Consider the following 17,515-nt stretch of genomic DNA (forward strand, 5'->3'; position numbering starts at 1 on the left):
CAACTATCGCGTCCCGGCTCATCGCGCTCGCCATGTATCGCACTCAGCCCCGCCAGGTATCACGCTCATCCGCCAACTGAAGCGCGCAGTCACACTGGTGTGACTGAGCGGTTGATTTGGCGAGTTGAGTGCGGGCGCGGAGGGTACCGGTAGTGCCTGGTTGTCGATGTTGGTTTCGGCCTTCTCTCGGTGTACGGGCCGTGTTTGCGGTGTCCTGGCGCCGTGGACGGAGCACGGATCGCGGAGGTACCGGGAGGGCCCGTGTGGTCTCATGCCTGCCAGCTGGCCGATCAGGCGCTTCCGTACACGCTGCCCGGCTCCGCCACCAAGTGCCTGGATCTGGCTCCGGGGTGGTCGCGTAGGTGGACGGTGACGTGGAAGGTCGGGAAGTCCGACGTCATCGTCCCGGTGAAGGATCTGTCGGCCGGGCCGGCGATGGCGTCGGTGCCGGTGCGGCGGTTCGCCTGGCGGACCGGTCAGCGTCATCGTCCTGGGCTGGAGTGCCTGGTCTCGACCGGGCGGCAGCATGGCTTCGAGAGTCTGGCTGAACGCTGGTTGCTCCTGGTCCTGGACTTCATGGGCGGGTTCGACGAGGTGCTGGCCCAGCCGTTTCGTCTGCGGTTTTCCTCGTCGGAGGGAAAGGGCTCGCACATCCCGGACTTCTTCGTGCTCGCTGCGGGAGCCTGCTGGCTGTTGGACGTCCGACCGGGCGGCCTTATCGGCTCTGGGCAGAGGCCTCGCCGACGCCGCCCAGTTCCTCGGCCTCGGCGTGATCGGCGAAGGGCTCGGTGCCCAGGTCAGTACCTGGGTTCGCAGACACGGACACCCGGATGACTTCGAGAGGGCCGTCGACGCAATCGCCATCGACCTCGCCGCTGCACCATTGACCAACTACCAGACCCGACGCCAACGCCTCGCCGACTGGTCGCTCCCCGAAGCCGACTGGACAGAGATCACCAGCCAACTGGAACTCTGGCCAGGCTCCCGCTACATCTCCGATGCCCGAAAGCGCCTCGCCGTCACCTCTTACGTCTGGACCCAAGTCACGCAGGGCGAGACACGGTTCGCCCCATGCCCTCCCGAGGCGAAGCGCGATACGAACTCCGGGCGGCCTGGGACAAGGACCGGTACTCCATCAGGCACTGGCTCGAGAGAGACGACATGCACCTCTACCGGCAGCTCAGGCCACTGCTGGACATCTACGCCGACGAACTCGCCCGCACCCTGGACGCTAAGGGCTCAAGTGTGACTTCGAGCGATAGGTGGCCAGGGGCGCTCGGATCCGCCCTGGTCAGCCCTCCGTGACGATTCATAGTTGGCCACTGTGTCGACCGATAGTTGGCCATCGGGGATCCGAACTGCATGACCGAGTCTGATTCGGGAGACCGACGTGCTTCGGCCCCCGTGCTGCTGTGCAGCGCGGGGGCCGAAGGGGTGCCGTCCTCGCTCCGACTCAGCACTGGATTCCGGTGGCTCTGGTCACCATGCGTTGATGACCGGCGCGTCGGGTTCGTGCTGCCGCCAGGCCTCGTTGAGGCGCGCGAGCCGGTCCGCGGCGGCGATGCCGCGCAGGGACGCGACCTTGCCGTCGCTGACTTCGAACGCCACGGCGCCCACGACCCGGTGGTCGACCACGGCGAGGACGGCCGGGGAGCCGTTTACCCGCGCGATATGCATCGCGGGCGAGCCGCCGGCTAGCCGCCGCTTCGCCGGCGTGGGCTTGAAGCCGGCCCGCACGTAGGAGGCGACCCGCTCGCGCGTCTTGTACCGCAGCAGCCGCTTGCCCAGTCCGGCGCCGTCCGAGACCGCCGTCACGTCGTCGGTGAGCAGCGCCACCAGCCGTTCGGTGCGCCCCGACGTGGCGGCGGCGAGGAACTCCTCGACGACCCGGCGCGCGGACGCGGGGTCCACCTCGTCGCCGCCGCGGCGCTCGGCGGTGACCCGACGTCGGGCCCGGTGGACATGCTGCTGGCTCGCGGACTCGGTGATGTCGAGGATCCCGGCGATCTCGGCGTGGGGGTACGAGAAGGCCTCACGCAGGACGTAAGCGGCCCGCTCGACCGGCGAGAGGCGCTCCATGAGGGTCAGTACGGCCAAGGACACCGATTCGCGCTGCTCGAAGGTGTCGGCCGGGCCGAGCATCGGGTCGCCCTCGAGGAGTGGCTCGGGCAGCCAGGCACCGGCCGCTTGCTCGTGGCGCGCCTGCGCCGAGCGGAGCCGGTCGAGGCAGAGATTGGTGACGACCTTGGTTAGCCACGCTTCCGGCACCTCGACCCGTTCGCGGTCTGCGGCCTGCCAGCGCAGGAACGTGTCCTGCACGGCGTCCTCGGCGTCGGCGGCCGAGCCGAGCAGACGGTACGCGAGCGAGGCCAGCCGGCCCCGGCTGGCCTCGAACCGATCGATGGTTGCGCTGTCCATGCCAACAGTCTATGCGGCGACCCTCACACCGGACCGGTCAGGCGCGGTGGCCAGGCGGCGCTTGCGCTTCGGCATGCCGAAGGTCGGGTGGGCGATGCCCCACCCGGCCCCCTTGAGCACGCCCGACTTGAGCCGCGCGGCGGTCCGGCCGCCCAGGTACCAGGACTTCGACCGGACGTCCCCGTCCACCATCTGGAAGATCGCGTCCCGCCGCCCGAGGCTGATGTGGTTGCCGTGGTACTTCAGCGCGGTGGTCGGGACCTCGCTGCCCGTCAGGCGCGCGATGATCGCGGCGGTCGCCTGCATGTTGGTGAAGCCGGCCGAGGCGCAGGACATCGGCAGCGGCTGGCCGTTCTCGCCGATCGCGTAGGCGCAGTCACCGGCGGCGTAGACGTCCGGGTGCGAGACCGAGCGCATAGTGCGGTCGACGACGATCTGGCCGGTCTCGGCGACCTCCAGGCCGCTGGCGGCCGCGATGGGGTGCACGGCGAACCCGGCCGACCACACGGTCACGTCGGCCGGGATGGACGTACCGTCGGCGGCGATCGCCCGCGTCGGCTCGAGGGCTTCGATTCCGGTGTGCTCGTGGACGGTGATGCCGAGCCGGTCGAAGGCCTGGCGCAGGTGGCGGCGGGCCTTCGGGGAGAGCCAGGCGCCCAGCTCGCCGCGGGCGGCGAGCGCGACCGAGAGGTCGGGCCGGGACTCGGCGAACTCGGTGGCGGTCTCGATGCCGGTCAGCCCCTCACCGACGACCAGCACGGTGCCGCCCTCGCCCAGGCCGGCCAGGCGCTCGCGCAGACACAGCGCCGAGGACCGGCCGGTCACATCGAAGGCGTACTCGGCCACGCCGGGGACGCCATGGTGGGCGACGGAGCTGCCGAGCGCGTAGAGAAGCGTGTCGTACGCGAGCTCGCCGTCGCCGTCCTCGCCGGTCACGGCGACGGTCCTGCGCTCGGGGTCGACGCCGGTGACGCGCGCCAGGCGCAGCCGCACCCCGGTGCCCGCGAATACGTCGGCGAGCTTGCGGAACGCGAGGTCCTGGCCGATCGCGAGCTGGTGGAGCCGCATCCGCTCAACGAAGTCGGGCACGGCGTTGACGACGGTGATCTCGGTGTCGGCGGGGGAGAGCCGGCGGGCCAGGTTTCCGGCGGCGAAGGCCCCGGCGTATCCGGCGCCGAGTACGACGATGCGATGCTTCATGGCGTTGCTCCTGTCTCGTTTGCGTGCCCCTTGAACGAGACGGCGCCCCGATTGCTGACAGGAGCCGGGTGTGACGCGGGTCACCGAACTGAGACGGGCGGCTGAGCCTCCGACAGGCGCTTGGGCCTGTCTTGGGCAGTCGAAACGGGGCGATGGCCAACTACGGCCGGGTACTTCGTCGAGGTGTCAACCAAGGACCGTCAGCGGCAGGAGCCGCGGTTGCGGTGAGCCCCATCACCGGCACGCTCGGCGCTCACCTCCAGTGTCCCGCGCCGCAGCCTGACCGGCACACGGTTGGCCGACAGAGCACCAGGGCCGGAGTGCCGGCTCACGCCCATAGCGCGTTCGCGACCGAGAGGCCGATGAAGACGGCGCCCAGGCCGGCGACCACGCTGGCGATCACGTTGAGGGCGGCGAAGAACTTCGCCCCGTCCTCCACCAGGCGCAGGGTTTCGTAGGAGAACGTCGAGTACGTGGTGAGCGCGCCGCACAGCCCGGTCCCGACCAGCAGTTGCACCTGGGAGGAGGCTGCCCCCGCCGCGACGGCTCCGGTCAGCACACCGAGGATCAGGCAGCCCACGACGTTGACGGTGAAGGTGCCCCAGGGGAAGACGGTGTCGTGCTTGGCCTGCACTGCCCGGTCGGTCAGGTAGCGCAGCGGGGCGCCGACGGCCGCGCCGGCGATCACCAGGAGCCAGTTCATTTCGCCTTCTCCCTGCCGACGTACCGGATGACCTCGCAGTCGTCGAGGATCACCAGCCCCTCGGCGACCAGCTCGTCCAACTGCGGCAGGAAATCCCTCACGCGTTCCTCGCTGTCCACGATCACTACCGCGACCGGCAGGTCCTCGCTCAGTGACAGCAGCCGCTGGGTGTGGATCAGCGAGGAGGCGCCGAAGCCCTCGATCCCGCGGAAGACGGAGGCTCCCGCCAGTCCCGCCTTGTGCGCGCGGTGGACGATCTCGGTGTACACCGGCTTGTGGTGCCAGATGTCGTTCTCACCGACGATGATCGTCACGCGGAGCGCGCGGCCCGTCAGTCTGGTCATGCCTGCCTCCATGCCAGTACACGGCGCGTGGCCCACGCCGCGATTGCTACCGCCGCCAGCGCCGCCAGCAGCGTCAGTGCCATGTACGCGAGACCGGTGCGGGCCCGGCCGTCGGCCACCAGCTTCTGGATGTCCACGGCGTACGTCGAGAAGGTGGTGAACCCGCCCAGCACCCCGGTGCCGAAGAACGGCCGCACCAGCCGGTGGGCCGCCCACACGTCACTGATCACCACCATGAATACGCCGATCACCGCGCAGCCCAGCGCATTGACACCCAGCGTGGTCCAGGGAAAGCCTCCGGCCGCGGCCGGCCACAGCAGGGACGCCCCGTAGCGGGCCGAGGCGCCTATCGCCCCGCCGAGCGCGACGACCGCCGTCACCGGTACCTGCTGCCGCCACGACTCGTGCCGCTGCGCAGGGACGTGAAGATCGACGTCTGGATCCGTGGGCTCATTCATGGCGGGCGTGTGCGGGGTTGTCATGAACGCATGTCTCCTACTCGCCGGGCCACCGGGCATACCGGGGCGCGCTGTCGCAAGCAGGGACCGTTGGCGGCACCGGTGCCGCGGTTCGGGTACGGCGGGCCCCACCGCCGCGCGGCAGCCCGCAGGCCACCGACACGACAACGGTAGCCTGCCGCCGGCTCCCCGACCAACACCGCAGACAGGTACATGCAGGCCTGGACCTGCGGGTCCACGGTCGTGCTGGGCATCCCGGCCTACTTCCTCGCTTACGCACCGCGGGAGACCGCGGTGGCCGACCTGGCACGGGTCGCCGGGATGCGCTGGCAGATCGAGGAGTGCTTCCAGGCCGCCAAGAACGAGTGCGGCCTGGACCAGAAGGAGATCCCATGGCCGTCCCCAAGCGGAAGATGTCCCGCAGCAACGCCCGTCACCGCCGAGCCCAGTGGAAGGCGACGCCGGGCCTACCCGTCACGATGCGAGGAGGCCGTCGCCACGTACGTGCGCACGAATGCCTCGCCCAGGCGGTAGAGAGCCAGGCCCTCGCCACGTGGGTCGCCCGACTCGCGGTAACGGACGGCGGCCTGCTGCACGACGGCCATGGACTCCGCCTCCCGGCCTGCCGAGGAGAGGGCACTGCCGAGATGGAGCAGCGCTTCGGCCTCGTCGCGGCCGTCGCCGGCCTCCCGGAAGATCTCGGCGGCCTGTGAGCAGACGGTGATGGCCTTCTGCGGCTCTCCCTGACCCTCCAGGCCGACGATGGTGAGGGCGTGCGCCTCCCGGGGGCGGTCGCCGGACCGCCGGTGGATCCGGGCGGCGCACAGGCCGGCGGCGATGGCTTCCGCATGCCGCCCCAACCGGACCAGGCACTCTCCGAGTTCGCTGCACGCCGCTCCCTCGCCGCGTGCGTCACCCGCGGCACGGAAGGCGGTGACGGCCCGCTCGCGGGCGGCGACGGACTCCCTCGACGCGCCCCAGCTCCAGCAGCACGGCCCCGAGCCGGTCGAGCAGTTCGCCCTCGCGACCCCGGTCGCCGGCCTCGCGGTAGCCGGAGGCAGCCTGCTCGCAGACGGGCGCGGCCTCCGCGTACCGGCTCTCGTACACGAGGACGAGGGAGAGGCTGTGCAACGCCGCCCGCTCGCCGTCGCGGTCGCCGAGCTCCCGGCAGACCCCGAGCTCCCGCTGGTACGCGGTGATCGCTTCGGCGGACCGGTGCACCTGAAAGAGATGGGGTGCCGAGACTGTGCAGCATCACGCGCTCGCGTTCGCGGTTGCCCGCCTTGCGGTAACCGGCGGCGGCCTCTTCGCAGGTGACGGCTTCCTCGAACCGCCCCGCTCTGGCCAGGGCCTCGCTGCGGTTGGCCAGCGCATGGGCCTCGCGCTCGTGGTCACCGGTCTCCCGCAGGAGTGCGGCGGCTTTCCCGCAGGCGGTGGCGGCCTCCGCATAACGGCTCGTCTCCGTACAGGCGTTGCCGAGGTTGATCAGCGCCGACGCCTCACCGGTGCGGTCGCCGAGCTCGCGGAAGAGTGCGGCGGCCTGCTGCGTGGCGGTGACGGCCTCGTCGTAGCGCCGCGTGCGCAGCAGGGCGGTGCCGAGCCGGCTGAGCACCCGGCTTTCCTTGCCGCGGTCGTCGGTCTCGTGGAAGAGCGCGGCCGAACGCCGGTACGCGGTGATCGCCTCGTCGAGCCGGCCGGTCTCATACAGGACGTCGGCCAGGTTGCTGAGGGAGTCCGCTTCGCGGGGGCGGTTGCCGTTCTCGCGGTAGATGGCCTCGGCCTGCTGCGTCGGGACAATGGACTCCTCGTACCGCCCCTGGCTGAGGAGGGCGTTGCCGAGGTTGTGGAGCGGTGGGCCCTCACGGCGGCCGTCGCCGGTCTCGACGGAGAGAGCGGCGGCACGCCGGCTGACATCGGCGGCCTCGGCGAACCGCTTCGCGGCCGTCAGTGCATTGCTCAGGTTGGTGAGCATCGCGACCTCGAGGAGCCGCGCGCCGGTGCCCCGGAAGGTGGCCGCGGCCCGTTCGCAGGCGGCGACGGCCTCGCTCACCGTCCAGCAGGACGGCCGGGGCCCCGCTCGCCCACGGGTCCGGGTCATACGCGCTGATGTCGTGCCCGGGGGTGAGCAGGCCGAGGAAGTCCTCGGCGAGCCGGTCGGGGTAGAGCGGCTCCAGGACCAGCTCGCGGTCGGAGGGCGGGTAGCAGAACCGGTGGTCGAGGAGGAGATCCTGCGGGTGGCCCGGCAGGTCGAGGGCGCGCAGCGCCTGCGTCCCGGCGTCGTGGCTCACCGCACCAGTGAGGGCGGCGGTGAACACCGTCTTGGCCATGACCGCGGGCCGGGTCCGGTAGTCCTGCCCGTGTCCACCGGCGTCGAACAGCCGCTGCCACGCCCGGTATTCGCGGTCCAGGAGGTACGCCGACAGCTCGTGCGGCTCCGCGAGGGACAGCCGTTCACCGCGCGTGTGGGCGTCGACGGAGACCAGGGCGGCCATGTGCAGGTTCAGCGTCAGGCCGAAGTCACGGCGGTTCAGGGAAGCGGGCGGTCCGACGCCTGCCGTGTCCGGCAGGTCGTACAGGTCACTTGCGGCGAAGCGGTCCCGAGCGGCGGTGAACATCCGCAGCCGATCCGCGTCCAGGGAGGGAAGGGGCAGGTCGCCGACGGCGGCGCGGCGGTCGGCGAGCTCACCGCGGAGGGCCGCGAACCAGCGGACCGTGCGGCCGATCAGAAGGACGCGCGTGGGCCGCTGCTGGTGCAGGACGGGTTCGGACAGCAGGCGTTCCAACTCGCTGTGCGCCCAGCGGTCGGCGTAGTCGACGACGAGCAGCACACCGGCCCCCTCTGCGGGGGAGGCGGCCACGTCGCCCGTGGGCGAGGCTCCGCCCCGGAATCCCGCCTGCAGGACCTGCCAGCGCTCGGCCGTCGGCAGGTCCGGGCTCCGGGAGTATTCGGCGAACTCCGTGGCGAGCCGGGTCTTGCCCTCCCCACCGGGAGCGTGAAGCAGCAGCACCGAAAGCCGCGCGTCTCGCGCGTCCCGCCACTGCCGCAGCCGCTCCAGCTCGGCCTTCCGGCCGATGAAGGGGACGACGTGGCTACGCGCGTCGAGGAGGCGGCTGGGCTGAGCCATCAGCCATGCGGTGTCGGGGGCGGCCGGGGCAGGTAACGCCTCGATCGTGGGCAGCCGCGTCCCGTAGTAGTGGTTGACGGTCGCGGTCGCGTTCGGGCCCTGTGCCGCCACCGCGCCGGCGGCGAGGTGCTGTTCGTAGTGCGGCTCGGTCAAGATTCACCGATTGGCGCCTGGGCCGGCGAACCGCCGGGTGCGTAATGGTGGTGGTTGACGGTCACGGCTGCCCCCGGGCCCTGTGCACCCGCGCCACCGTTGTGGATCACCTGGCTGTAGACGCCGCCGGATCCTGTTCCGCGCAGTGCCGCCCCGTCGCTGAAGTCGCCAGCGTCATGCGGGCTCTTCGCGAGACTGGCGTACAAAGCGGCCCGGGACCCGCCGCCATGGCCCTGGCCGTGCTTCCCCTCTGACGTGAGCGTAAGCAACAGCAGACCGGGTCACGCGCCCCGCATCCTAGGCGCCGGATGCGGGGCGCGTGACACAACCGGTCCGTGCCTGCCCAGGCTTGAATAATCTCGGCTTACCGGATAGGGCGGCTGCCACCGCCCCAGGGACAGGTCAGCCGCCGACGTGGATGCCGGGACGACGGTCGGGGTCGGGTTCGTGGCTGCGGATGATTTCGCGGGTGACCGGGGCGGTGTCGCCTCGGCCGAGGAGGAAGTAGCGGAACATGTGGAGCAGGGGGCTGCCTTCGGCCCAGGCGAAGTAGCAGTGCGGCTTGACGCCGGTGGTGTCGCGCAGCGCGAGGAGGATGGCCGCGATGGCGTTCGGGGCGGCGGGTGCCTCGGCGCGCAGGATGCGGTAGGGGCCGACTTGGACTCCGTAGACGGTGAGGGTGTCGCTGAAGTCGGAGGGGTCGACGACGTCGATTTCGAGGAAGAGTACGTCGGCGCGGCCGGGCACGGGGTTGGTGCCGCGTTGTTCGTGTTCCTTGTCGGAGTACTCGGCTTCGTCGCCGGCCTGTCGGCGGTTGGCGATGATGTTGATGGCCTGGTCGTGGGCGAGAGTGTCGGTGAGGAAGCGGCGGGTGTCGGCATCGAAGACGATGCGGTCGGCGCGCAGTTCGGTGGTGCGGGAGACGCGTGAGACCAGCGAGATGGTGATGATGCCGAGGATGAACAGGCCGGAGATGGCGATGCCGTCGGGCTTGTCGATGATGTTGGCGATCAGGGCGTAGAGCAGGATCGCGGTGAGCAGCGCGAATCCGGCGGCGGCCGTGCGCTTGCGGTGGCGTACGACGGACACGGTGACGGCGAACGCGCCGGAGACCATCATGGCCAGGATGCCGGTGGCGTAGGCGCCGGCTTGCTTGTCGACATCCGCGTCGAAGGCGATGGTGATGATGATGCACAAGGCGGTGTAGACGATGACGACTGGGCGTACCGCGCGTCCCCATTCGGGGGCCATACCGTAGCCGGGCAGATAGCGGGGCACGATGTTGACCAGCCCGGCCATCGCGGAGGCGCCGGCGAACCACAGGATCAAGATGGTGCTGATGTCGTAGACAGTGCCGAACGCCTCCCCCACATGCTCGTGGGCGAGCCAGGCCAGGGCGCGGCCGTTGGCTGCGCCGCCGGGTTCGAACTGCTCGTGGGGGATGAGGACGGTGGTCACGAAGCTGGCGGCCAGCAGGTACACGCTCATGACGAGCGCGGCGGTGGTCAGCATTCGGCGGGTGTTGCGGATACGGGAGCGCAGACGTTGTTCGGCGTCGGCGCCTTCCGCGGCAATGAGGGGCATCATGCTCACCCCGGTCTCGAACCCGGAAAGGCCCAGCACCAGCAGCGGGAAGGCCAGCAAAGCGGGGCCGACGAGGTCGCCGAAGCCGCCTCCGCCTTCCGCGAGGGCATCCGTCCAGGCCGAGAGAGCGGCGGGTGTGCTGAAGACATCCGTCAGGGCGACGGCGATGACAACAGCGTTGAGTGCCAGGAACACCGCCACCAAGGGGATGGCTACCTTGACGGCTTCGCTGAACCCGAGGAGGAAGACCCCACCCAGGACCAGAAGCAAAGCGACCGTAAGGGCGACCTCGTGGCCGTGTAGGGCCTGGGGAAAGAAGGGATTCTCCACCACGTGGACGGAGGCGTCCGCCGTGGACAGGGTGATCGTGATGATCCATGAAGTGGCGACGAAACCCAGCAGGACCAGCACGAACAGCTTGCCCCACCAAAACGGCAGCAGATCCTCCAGCATCGCCACAGACCCGGCCCCGTGCGGACTCTCCTTCGCCACGCGCCGGTACATCGGCAGCATGCCCAGCAGGGTCAACGCCACGATCAGCAGCGTCGCCAGAGGTGAGACGGCGCCGGCCGCCAGCGCTGCGATCGCCGGCACGTAGGCGAGGCTGGAGAAGTAGTCGACACCGGTCAGGCACATCACCTTCCACCAGGCATGCGGCTCGACATGAGCTTCACCCGCCGCGGGTCCGACCGGCTGCACCTGATGCCGCAGCATCCACTGCGCAAGACGACCCCTTGGCTCTGACCTCAGGGCCGGACTGTCCACGACCTCGGGCACGAGCGGTTCGTTCGGGTCTTTCATATGCTCCGTCAGCCTTCCTTGGTTCCCGTCGGCGCAGCTCACCGGTCGGGTCAGTGCGCACGATCATCGAGTATGCGACCTGCCGCGCCGAGCTGGCCGGTCGAGGTCGAGGTGTTCCTCCCTGGCGGTGCCACCGGCGTGTCGGCGCTGGCCTTCGACTGGTTGGTTCCCGGGCTTGTGGCCGTGCATGAGCCAGAGCCGAACCCGAGGCATTTACCCGGCACTCGCCGAACACGAGAAGACCTGCGCATCCCCGGAAGGCCGTTGAAAGGGCCCGCGCTTCACCCGAACGACCGCAACCAGGAGTGCCGACCCGTCACACGTCGCGGAGTGCGGTGCCCGCACCGTACGGGCCGGGCTGAGGGTTGCCGCCACGACCACACCGGCCGGCTCCGCACCATTGGCCGCACCGTCCCACTGCGCCCGGACGCGGCCCGGCAGGTCGCTGAGCATCTGGCCCCGGCCGATGCCCGGCTACCCCTGGAAGGGCGTGCGGTTCGCCTCGGCCTGGGGGAGCAAGGACGTCCTGGACGTAGTCCTGGTCCGCCCCGGGCTGGTGGCGGAGATCAGTGTCGACCGGGCCATCGACCGTGGCGGGGTCTTCCGCCACCCGCGCGCTTCCAGCGACTGCGCCTGGATGTCACCGTCGACGATGTGCCGGGCTGCGGGGAAGGAACATCCGCGGCAGCTGGTTGATCCCGGGCGCCGCCCGGTGTAGGCGCGCGACGGCCCGCTGGGGCGGTCGGTGGGGTTGCACCGCAAGACGGCTGAACGCGGCTGAACGGTTAGATCGGGCGGGGGACCGGAGGTACTGCCGGAGGTGTGAACCCCCCCAAAACGCCGACCGGTCATCTACCCAGGTCAGCCCCCGTGGGCAAGCCTGTTCCGAAGAACGACACCTCTAATTCGATAGCAATTAGAGGTTCTGGATCTCTGATGGGCCCGGCGGGCGACGTCTGCCAGGGCAGGACGTGTGTGGTCCGGTCGGTGCCGTGGTGACCCCTACGACACCTCCTACCGTACGAGGTCTGTGGAATGACCGGTGGCGCTGGGTGCCGGCCGGTCCTCGCACGTTCTGCCCTCACGGGCCCGACGGGTTCGGGATCCTCGATGGATGAGCTGCCGCACGGTGACGCGTTTCTCCTCACGAGCTTCGAGCTCTGGACACGGCGTGCGCCCGTGCGGTCTGGCGGTGCCGCGCACGGCTGATGAGGTGGCGGACCTTGGAGCCCTGGAATTAGTGCGCCGTGCGGCCCCGCGTGCTCGCCTTCAAGAACAGCACCGGAGAAGGGACGGGGTACGGACGTGTTCTGCGGGATCGACTGGGCGGAGGGGCACCACGACGTCGCGATCATTGAAAACACCGGCAAGCTGCTGGCCAAGTGCCGGATCGACGACGACTTGGACGGTTACCAGCTGCTGCTGGACCTGATGGCCGACCACGGCGACAGCGCCGAGACGCCGATCCCGGTGGCCATCGAGACCAGCCGCGGCCTGCTGGTCGCCACCCTGCGGGCTGGGGCCCGGCAGGTGTTCGCGATCAACCCGATGGCGTCCTCCCGCTATCGTGACCGGCACGGCGTCTCCCGCAAGAAGTCCGACCCGGGCGATGCCCTGGTCCTGGCGGACATCATCCGCACGGACATGCCGATGCACCGGCCCCTGCCCGCCGACAGCGACCTGGCCCAGGCCATCGCCGTCCTCGCCCGCGCCCACCAGGACTCCGTCTGGAACCGGCAGCAGATCGCCAACCAGCTCCGCTCGCTGCTGCGGGAGTACTACCCGGCGGCTCTGGACGCGTGGCGGCACAAGGCCGGTGGACTGACCCGGCCGGACGCGCGGAAGACCCTCGCCGCCGCACCGACCCCGGCCATGGCCGCTGAGCTGCCGCTCTGGAAGCTGCGGGCCGCCAACGCGGCATCAACGAGGACGCTGAGCGAATCCACACGCTGTTCCGGCAGCCCGCAGCCCGGCAGCTGCCCGCGGTGGACGAGGCCATGGGCATCCAGGCCAAGGCCCTGCTGGTGCAGCTGAACGCCGTCTGAGCTGCTCCGCCGGGTCGCCTGGCTGCTGGCCGCCGACACCTCCGTATGGAGCGACGACGTGTGGATCGTGGACTCCACACCGGTGGAGTGCGGCCGCTCCCGCGAGACCGTCAAACGCTCCGATCTGGCCGGATGGGCCGAGTACGGGTACTGCGCCAGCCACAGCCGGTTCTTCTGGGGCCTGCGCCTGCACCTGGTCTGCACCCTCCAGGGGCTGCCCATCGCCTTCGCCCTGACCGGAGCCAAGGCCGACGAACGAGAAACCCTCCTTGACCTCCTGGCCGCCGAACCCGACCTCCTGGCCCGCCGCCCCGGACAGACCCTGATTGGCGACAAGAACTACTTCGGCCGCGACTTCGAGCACCAGCTGGCCGAGCTGGACATCCGGCTGCTGCGGCCGACCCGCAAGGGCGAACCGGAGCGGCCCGGAGCCGAGCTGTTCAAACCACTGCGGCAGGTCATCGATTCGGTCAACGAGAGCTTCAAGGGCCAGCTCAACCTCGAACAGCACCACGGCCGCACACCCGCCGGCGTCGTCGCTCGCGTCATGCAGCGCATCCTCACGCTGACCACCGCCATCTGGCACAACGACCAGACCGGACAGCCCGTCCTGCGCTAACTGACCGCCTACGACCACTAACCCTTGGGATCGATCATCTACTTGGGCGGTGCCAGGGTGCGCAGGACGCAGAACTCGTTGCCCTCGGGGTCGGCCATGACCACCCAGCTTCGGTCTGGGCCTTGGCTCACATCCGTCTTGGTGGCGCCGAGGCCGAGCAGTCTGGTCACCTCGTCGTCGGTGCTGCCGTCGATCGGGCTGACGTCGAGGTGAAGCCGGTTCTTCAGGGTTCTGGCCTCGGGCACCTGGATGAACAGCAGGGTGGGCGACATCTGGCGGGCCCGAACATCCTCGACGGTCGGTACCCAGGAGCCGATCTCGACCTTGCCCTCGTTCCGGTCGATCACTTTGAAGTCCAGGACCTCGCACCAGAAGGCCGCGAGTCTCTCCGGATCGTGGCAGTCAACGGCCAACTCGGTGAACCTACTTGTCATATCTCTCCCAGATAGTGCGGACGGGGCTCAGCCTATGGGGCCGCGCCGCCCATCCGGCAAGTCCGGGATCGCTACGACAACTAACCCTTGGAATCGATCACCGGAGGAGGCTGGGATGGCGACAGAGACTCGAGGCCGCATGCTGGAGGCCGCGGTGCAGGCGCTCCAATGGCGAGGCGTCGCCGGCATGTCGTTCACCGAGCTCCTGCGTGACAGCGGTGCCGCACGCGGCGCCATCTATCACCACTTCCCGGGTGGCAAAGCCCAGCTCGTCGCGGAGGCCGCCACCCGCAATGGCCAGGACATCCGCGCCCACCTCGCCGCACTGCCCGCGGGCAGCCCGCACGCCGTCGTGGAAGCCTTCCTGACCTTCGTCCGTCCGGTCATCGAGGCCGCCACCACCGGCAGCGGCTGCGCCGTCGCCGCCGTCACTGTCGATCCCGAAAGCGACACGCTGCGCGAGGTTGCGGCCACCGCGTTCGGCTCAATCGACCCGGCCACCGCGACCGGCGCCGCCGCCGAGCAACTCGAAGCAACCCAGCGGACGTTGGGCGTCACCCCCAACATGGCTCGGGCCATGGCCAACAGCCCGGCAGCCCTCAAGGGCTTCCTCGGCCTGTTCGGCGCCCTGAAGGAGGGGGTCCTCTCCGCCGGCATACAGGAGCGGATCGCTCTCGCCGTCGCCGAGTTCAACGGCTGCAGCTACTGCCACCATGTCCATGCGGTATCCGGGACTGCTGTCGCGGATAACGACTCCGTGCTTGTCGCGGACCTTCTTACGCAGCTCCAGGTAGGCGTCGCAGTGCTGCTGCGTGACCTCGCTCAGGCTCTCCACACCCTGCTCAGCCAGCCAGTTGAGCCACCCCGTCAGCTTCGCGAGGCGTCCGTGGACCGTCGCGATCAGCACGGGAGTGCGGTAGGCATGCGGCAACTCCCGCACTGCGGGATGCGCGGGGGCCAGGCGGGCGAAGATGAACTCCTTCGCCACGTTCCACCACCGGGGGTTGAGGATGTCGGTGAAGACCAGGATCTGTGAGCTACGCACCAGATAGCGGGGCAGTCCGGTGATGCCGGTGAACTCCCAGACGTGATCGTCGAACACCGGGCGCGGCCTACCCGGCTGGACTGGCAGGCCGGCTGCGGCGCAGACGTCCTCGCCGGCGAGGACGGAGACGGAGAATGAGGCGGCGCCGGTGAGCGCGGCGGAGATCTTGGTCGTGAGGTGCGCTCCTCGGGGCGCATGGGGAGCTCGTCGTCGTATCGGTGATCTCGGCCGCGGCGGCCTGGAGGGCCCGTTTGGTGAAGTGGACGCCAGGAGCGAGGATGCCGTCGAGTCGGTGGGCGAAGGGGCCGAAGACGGGCATGAACTCATCGGTGGTCATCTGCTGCCAATGCCGTGAGAAGAAGGCCCGCAGCCTCATCAGGTTTGGCAGGTGGCGCGGGGTGAACAGAGCGAGCGGACACAGCAGACACACCCAGGGGCGGGCGGGGCAGGGCTTGCCCTTCGGACCGTGCAGTCCGGAGAGCTGGTCCCCGCACGCCGCGGTGAACACGTCCCGCTCGCCGGACAGCAGCTGGGCCAGCGCGCCGTTGTCCAGGCCGAGCCGGGCGACATGCTCGGGGTAGTCGCGGACCAGTTCGGCGACCTCGCCTGACGCGAGCACCACCGGTGGCTGGGCCCGCCGCGCCAGATCGCCCTGGGCCATCGCGATGATGTCCTCGACCTCCACGGCCTGTGCCGGTGTGGTGTTCGTCAGGTAGTGATCGCCTTCGACGGCCGGCGACCGGTTCGGATCCAGCGTGGCGCGTCGGGCTGCCCCGCCAGTGGGAGCGGTCCCGAAGCGCGTGGTGCGTCGTGCGGATGCGGTGCAGATGCAGGCGCAGGGGCTGGCCGTCGTCGCCGGTCATCTGCAGCGGCCGGCCCTGCTCATCCTTGGCCTGCCGCCGCTTGATCCACGAGGAGACCGATCAGTTGCGTGGGGGACTTCGCTAGCCAGCGTTCCCCCTTCCGCGTGCCACCGGGAGTGAACCGTACCCACAGCTCGTCCCGCAGCTCCTCGGGGGCGAAGCGGCGCGCCACCGACGAGTGATCCAGCCACTGTTCCAGCAGTCGGGTGGCCTGCCGCGACAGGGGCAGGCTCTCCGGGGCGGTGCGGCCCTTGACGTAGCTCAGGAGGATCTGCGCGTCACCGGCCCAGTCGAGGTCACCGACGCCCAGCTCCGCGATCCCGTCCGGGACCACTCCGGTGTAGGCGCCGAACAGCAGCCGGTAGGCGATGATCACGTCCAGTGGCGGTATCAGGGGATCGAGTACGGCGCGCAAGCCTGCCCCGTATCGCGCGCGGAAGAGCCACTTGTCCTGGGCCATCTCCCTCACCAGGGGCTCGGGGCCGTGGTGGAGTACCAGCCAGTGATGAGTGGGCCGGGCGCGGAACGAGTCCTGGTGCCCGTCGTGCGGGGCGGCCTGGTCGCGGGCCGAGCGAAAGGCGCGGTATGCGGAATCGACCTCGTCCCGGCAGGTGCGGATAAGCCGGGCCCACTCCGTCTCCGTGTACGGCTGGTGCGGCTCGTACCGCTTGTTCGTGTTGAACAGCCGGCCCTCGACCAGCGCCCGGACATCCGATGGCAGTAGCCGTTGCTCGTCGTCGGCGCAGCTGAGCATCGCCCGCTGGGCGCTCTCCAGGCTGGGCCTTACTCCGCTCATCCAGTACTGGGTGAGTAGCGCCCGTGTCAGTCCGGACGCCGAACCTGTGAACCCCGCCTCGGCCAACCACGTGTCGAGCTGCCGAATCGCCGTGAAATGCATGCTGATGGAGTCGGCGCTGTCCACTCGTCCGTGCGGATGAACCAGGTCCGTGGCGCCTTCCAGCAGGGTCCGGACCAGCAGCGGATTCCGGATCGGCTTTCGCACGCTCACCGGCTGCCGGATCTCCGCGCCGTCGCTGAAGATGCAATGCAGGCCGAGCGGATCTTCCGTGACGGTAGCCGGCATCAGACCAGCTCCAGTTCATTGTCGAACTCGGCCGCCAGTTCCGAGCTGGTCTCGTCGTCAAGCAGTCCGTACTCCTCGCCGACGCGCTGGTACAGAGAGCCGAACAGCCGCAGCACGTCGAGACGGTGCAGATACGCTTCCGTGGTCAGCGAACTCACGTGACCCAACAAGTCACGCAGGATCAGCAGCGGCTCCGTAGTGCGCAGGTAGTGAGCCAGGGCCGCATCGTCTCCGGTGTCCCGTACCTGCCGCGCGGCCTGCTCGTAGTAGCCGCGCACCAGCCGTGCCATCGTCGCCATGGCCATGGTGTGCCGCAGCCGATGCGGGGTGACGTGCGGGAATCTCGGCTCGTACCGCGCGCGGATCCGATCCGCGGTACGGGCAAAGACGGTGGACCAGGTGGTGAACGGAGCGCCCTTCCCCCAGACCGACAGCAGCATAGAGCCCCCGTCCGGAGCCACCAGGCGCCGCCGCTCGGCGGGACCGAGCGATGCCCACCGCACCCTGGCCCCGTTCACCCGCCCGCCGCGGCGGTCGGCCTCCGTCACGATCAGCGGTTCCCCCCACCCGGTCGGCGGGCCCCACGACGAACCCATGACGGCAGCCGCCCGGTCGAGCTCTATGTAGGACCACAGCTCA

15 protein-coding genes and 4 pseudogenes are annotated in these 17,515 nt (G+C 69.8%); 5 read left to right on the top strand and 14 right to left on the bottom strand.

The genetic code is table 11. From position 1 onward, the window contains the following. Positions 1 to 1,479: 1,479 nt before the first annotated feature. The 5 genes from J7I97_RS09930 to crcB (J7I97_RS09950) form a co-directional block, all read right to left on the bottom strand. Positions 1,480 to 2,418 carry a sigma-70 family RNA polymerase sigma factor gene (locus J7I97_RS09930; protein ID WP_214932923.1) on the bottom strand — a complete coding sequence of 313 codons (939 nt, stop codon included), beginning with the start codon at positions 2,416 to 2,418 and terminating at the stop codon, positions 1,480 to 1,482. Between the two features lie 9 nt (positions 2,419 to 2,427). Then, entirely contained in the window at positions 2,428 to 3,618 is a 1,191-nt protein-coding gene (locus J7I97_RS09935; RefSeq protein ID WP_214932925.1) for an NAD(P)/FAD-dependent oxidoreductase, read from the bottom strand. A 328-nt stretch (positions 3,619 to 3,946) separates the two neighbouring features. Beyond that, positions 3,947 to 4,321, bottom strand: a complete 375-nt coding sequence (crcB, locus tag J7I97_RS09940; protein ID WP_214932927.1) for a fluoride efflux transporter CrcB — start codon at positions 4,319 to 4,321, stop codon at positions 3,947 to 3,949. Continuing rightward, positions 4,318 to 4,665, bottom strand: coding sequence for a DUF190 domain-containing protein (locus tag J7I97_RS09945; RefSeq protein ID WP_214932929.1), 348 nt, complete (start codon positions 4,663 to 4,665; stop codon positions 4,318 to 4,320). The genes crcB (J7I97_RS09940) and J7I97_RS09945 overlap by 4 nt, the downstream gene beginning before the upstream one ends. After that, on the bottom strand, positions 4,662 to 5,147 hold the full coding sequence (gene crcB / locus J7I97_RS09950; protein ID WP_214932930.1) for a fluoride efflux transporter CrcB: 486 nt from the start codon (positions 5,145 to 5,147) through the stop codon (positions 4,662 to 4,664). The genes J7I97_RS09945 and crcB (J7I97_RS09950) overlap by 4 nt, the downstream gene beginning before the upstream one ends. 368 nt (positions 5,148 to 5,515) lie before the next feature. On the opposite strand from crcB (J7I97_RS09950), the pseudogene rpmF reads away from it, so the two are divergent. Next, positions 5,516 to 5,585 (top strand): annotated as a pseudogene (gene rpmF / locus J7I97_RS38285) (50S ribosomal protein L32); the annotation flags it as partial. Positions 5,586 to 5,590: 5 nt separating this feature from the next. Here rpmF and J7I97_RS09960 read toward each other — a convergent pair. The 5 genes and pseudogenes from J7I97_RS09960 to J7I97_RS09975 all read right to left on the bottom strand — a co-directional run bounded on the left by J7I97_RS09960 (position 5,591) and on the right by J7I97_RS09975 (position 10,621). Beyond that, positions 5,591 to 5,983 (bottom strand): hypothetical protein, encoded by a 393-nt coding sequence (locus J7I97_RS09960; protein ID WP_214932963.1) that lies wholly within the window; start codon positions 5,981 to 5,983, stop codon positions 5,591 to 5,593. A gap of 52 nt (positions 5,984 to 6,035) precedes the next feature. Continuing rightward, positions 6,036 to 6,344, bottom strand: coding sequence for a hypothetical protein (locus J7I97_RS09965; RefSeq protein WP_214932932.1), 309 nt, complete (start codon positions 6,342 to 6,344; stop codon positions 6,036 to 6,038). An 88-nt stretch (positions 6,345 to 6,432) separates the two neighbouring features. Then, a pseudogene (locus tag J7I97_RS40210) lies at positions 6,433 to 7,095 on the bottom strand (tetratricopeptide repeat protein); the annotation flags it as partial. Then, a complete protein-coding gene (locus J7I97_RS09970; protein WP_214932933.1) occupies positions 6,983 to 8,401 on the bottom strand; it encodes an ATP-binding protein in 1,419 nt (472 codons plus the stop codon). The gene J7I97_RS09970 and the pseudogene J7I97_RS40210, both read right to left, overlap by 113 nt. A gap of 402 nt (positions 8,402 to 8,803) precedes the next feature. Then, positions 8,804 to 10,621 (bottom strand): amino acid transporter, encoded by a 1,818-nt coding sequence (locus J7I97_RS09975; protein ID WP_251050822.1) that lies wholly within the window; start codon positions 10,619 to 10,621, stop codon positions 8,804 to 8,806. 631 nt (positions 10,622 to 11,252) lie between these two features. On the opposite strand from J7I97_RS09975, the gene J7I97_RS09980 reads away from it, so the two are divergent. The 3 genes and pseudogenes from J7I97_RS09980 to J7I97_RS09990 form a co-directional block, all read left to right on the top strand. Further along, positions 11,253 to 11,504 carry a hypothetical protein gene (locus tag J7I97_RS09980; protein ID WP_251050825.1) on the top strand — a complete coding sequence of 84 codons (252 nt, stop codon included), beginning with the start codon at positions 11,253 to 11,255 and terminating at the stop codon, positions 11,502 to 11,504. A gap of 587 nt (positions 11,505 to 12,091) precedes the next feature. Then, positions 12,092 to 12,825, top strand: a pseudogene (locus J7I97_RS09985) (IS110 family transposase); the annotation flags it as partial. Between the two features lies 1 nt (position 12,826). Next, positions 12,827 to 13,450: pseudogene (locus J7I97_RS09990) on the top strand (IS982 family transposase); the annotation flags it as partial. Positions 13,451 to 13,488: 38 nt separating this feature from the next. Here J7I97_RS09990 and J7I97_RS09995 read toward each other — a convergent pair. Next, complete coding sequence (locus J7I97_RS09995; RefSeq protein ID WP_214932937.1) at positions 13,489 to 13,884, bottom strand: VOC family protein; 396 nt, start codon at positions 13,882 to 13,884, stop codon at positions 13,489 to 13,491. Between the two features lie 115 nt (positions 13,885 to 13,999). Here J7I97_RS09995 and J7I97_RS10000 point away from each other — a divergent pair, with 115 nt between their 5' ends. After that, on the top strand, positions 14,000 to 14,920 hold the full coding sequence (locus J7I97_RS10000; protein WP_214932939.1) for a TetR family transcriptional regulator: 921 nt from the start codon (positions 14,000 to 14,002) through the stop codon (positions 14,918 to 14,920). Between the two features lie 76 nt (positions 14,921 to 14,996). Here the strand turns inward: J7I97_RS10000 and J7I97_RS38290 are convergent, their stop codons facing one another. From J7I97_RS38290 to J7I97_RS38300, 3 genes are all read right to left on the bottom strand, one after another. Beyond that, positions 14,997 to 15,614: a hypothetical protein gene (locus tag J7I97_RS38290; RefSeq protein WP_251058657.1), complete on the bottom strand. Its 618-nt coding sequence runs from the start codon at positions 15,612 to 15,614 to the stop codon at positions 14,997 to 14,999. Positions 15,615 to 15,811: 197 nt separating this feature from the next. Next, entirely contained in the window at positions 15,812 to 16,876 is a 1,065-nt protein-coding gene (locus J7I97_RS38295; protein ID WP_251058658.1) for a hypothetical protein, read from the bottom strand. After that, a complete protein-coding gene (locus tag J7I97_RS38300) occupies positions 16,876 to 17,424 on the bottom strand; it encodes a hypothetical protein (protein WP_251058659.1) in 549 nt (182 codons plus the stop codon). The genes J7I97_RS38295 and J7I97_RS38300 overlap by 1 nt, the downstream gene beginning before the upstream one ends. Between the last annotated feature and the right edge of the window lie 91 nt (positions 17,425 to 17,515).

The sequence above is a fragment of the Streptomyces sp. ISL-87 genome (assembly GCF_018614095.1).
In the GTDB taxonomy this organism is placed as follows: domain Bacteria; phylum Actinomycetota; class Actinomycetes; order Streptomycetales; family Streptomycetaceae; genus Streptomyces.

What these genes read in the sequence shown, in the direction of transcription:
- J7I97_RS09930 (WP_214932923.1), bottom strand. Translation starts at nt 2,418, where the DNA reads ATGGACAGCGCAACCATCGATCGGTTCGAGGCCAGCCGGGGCCGGCTG.
- J7I97_RS09935 (WP_214932925.1), bottom strand. Translation starts at nt 3,618, where the DNA reads ATGAAGCATCGCATCGTCGTACTCGGCGCCGGATACGCCGGGGCCTTC.
- crcB (WP_214932927.1), bottom strand. Translation starts at nt 4,321, where the DNA reads ATGAACTGGCTCCTGGTGATCGCCGGCGCGGCCGTCGGCGCCCCGCTG.
- J7I97_RS09945 (WP_214932929.1), bottom strand. Translation starts at nt 4,665, where the DNA reads ATGACCAGACTGACGGGCCGCGCGCTCCGCGTGACGATCATCGTCGGT.
- crcB (WP_214932930.1), bottom strand. Translation starts at nt 5,147, where the DNA reads ATGACAACCCCGCACACGCCCGCCATGAATGAGCCCACGGATCCAGAC.
- J7I97_RS09975 (WP_251050822.1), bottom strand. Translation starts at nt 10,621, where the DNA reads ATGTGCCTGACCGGTGTCGACTACTTCTCCAGCCTCGCCTACGTGCCG.
- J7I97_RS09980 (WP_251050825.1), top strand. Translation starts at nt 11,253, where the DNA reads ATGCCCGGCTACCCCTGGAAGGGCGTGCGGTTCGCCTCGGCCTGGGGG.
- J7I97_RS09995 (WP_214932937.1), bottom strand. Translation starts at nt 13,884, where the DNA reads ATGACAAGTAGGTTCACCGAGTTGGCCGTTGACTGCCACGATCCGGAG.
- J7I97_RS10000 (WP_214932939.1), top strand. Translation starts at nt 14,000, where the DNA reads ATGGCGACAGAGACTCGAGGCCGCATGCTGGAGGCCGCGGTGCAGGCG.
- J7I97_RS38295 (WP_251058658.1), bottom strand. Translation starts at nt 16,876, where the DNA reads ATGCCGGCTACCGTCACGGAAGATCCGCTCGGCCTGCATTGCATCTTC.